This window comes from Vaginisenegalia massiliensis (assembly GCF_900604935.1).
GTDB lineage: Bacteria > Bacillota > Bacilli > Lactobacillales > Aerococcaceae > Vaginisenegalia > Vaginisenegalia massiliensis.
Genome location: NZ_UWPC01000020.1, coordinates 1 through 1427, shown reverse-complemented (window position 1 = coordinate 1427; position 1427 = coordinate 1). Strand labels below are relative to the sequence as shown.

Here is a 1427-nt window from a genome sequence, read left to right as displayed (position 1 = left end):
TGTAGTGGACCCAAAAAGTTGAACTTTTTATTAAGCCACTGTCATTAAAGCAAGATTTCTGTATTCTACAGGAGTCTTGCTTTTTAATTTTCTCTTCTTCCTAACTAAATTATAATATTCTATATAGTCATTAATTTCCCTTTCTAATTCATCATAAGAACTAAATGATTCTCCATAAAACATTTCTTGTTTTAAAATACCAAAGAAATTCTCCATAGGTGAATTATCTAGACAATTGCCTTTTCTAGACATGCTTTGAATGATTCTATTCTTTTTCAAAGCTTGCACCCATGTTCTATGCTGATATTGCCAACCTTGATCAGAATGGATAGTCGTCCTATACGGAAGATTAGGGATAACATGGATTGCTTTTGACAGTGATTCCATTACGAATTCCAATGTTGGGCGTTTACTGATCGAATAAGAAATGATTTCTTTGGTACATACATCGAAAATGGTGGATAAATAAAGTTTATGACCATTATTAATAGTGAATTGTGTGACATCCGTCAGTAATTTTTGATATGGACGGTCAGTTACGAATCGACGATTTAATTTATTCTTAGCCGTTTTTCCAACATTTCCTTTATACGATTTATATGTTCTATTCCTATGCTTAAACTTTGTGCACAGTAGATTATTTTCTCTCATTATTCTAAGGACTCTTTTATGGTTAACGACAAAACCTAGATCTCGTAGTTCGTCAGTAACTTTACGATAACCTATTCTATGTTTATGTTTTTCAATAATTTCTTTAATTAATGTTATTAAGTAACTATCCTTTTGCTTAGTGACACAAAAACGTATTTTCCAATAATGATAGACACTTTTCGCTATCTTAGCCACTGATAATACTTCTTTTAACTTATAGTTAGATTCATTCCTTAACTCAATAATCGCAGCCACTATTTCTTTGTTTGATTTTTTCGAGCTAAGGATTGTAACTTTTTTTCGAGAGCAATGGCGATTTCTAGCCGTCTATTTTCTTCACGTAAACGTATTAATTCTTGTCTTTCACTTTCATTCAAGCTTGTGTTATCAACATTTTTATGATTATTATTTTTCATAGTATAAGACGCACAACCCTTCTGTTTTGATTCTAAACCTAGGGTACCATATTGATTGTATTTCATCTGCCACTGAGCTATTAAAGAAGGATTAGATATCTCAAAAATTCTAGCTGTTTCTTTATATGACAGGTGATGAGTCATTCTATACTGGATGATTCTTAATTTTTCATCTTTTGAATATTTTTTTCTTGTCATACCGGATATAAGGCCTTCTATACCGAAAGTATCAAATTGGTAAATCCATGTTTTTAATAAACTTGTATTAACATTATACTTTTTGCATATTAATTTATACCCGAGTTTTTCTTCCCTGTATTCATTGATAAGTTTTAATTTAAAGGCTAATTCATGTTTTTT

The 1427-nt window shown here is 30.5% G+C and carries 2 protein-coding genes; both read right to left on the bottom strand.

Annotation, left to right across the window (positions count from 1 at the left end; translation table 11 throughout):
- Positions 1-30 precede the first annotated feature (30 nt).
- On the bottom strand, positions 31-906 hold the full coding sequence (locus EIH20_RS08500; RefSeq protein ID WP_164470923.1) for an IS3 family transposase: 876 nt from the start codon (positions 904-906) through the stop codon (positions 31-33).
- Positions 906-1427: helix-turn-helix domain-containing protein (locus EIH20_RS08495; RefSeq protein ID WP_164470922.1), on the bottom strand; the 522-nt coding region annotated here is incomplete at its 5' end. The genes EIH20_RS08495 and EIH20_RS08500, both read right to left, overlap by 1 nt.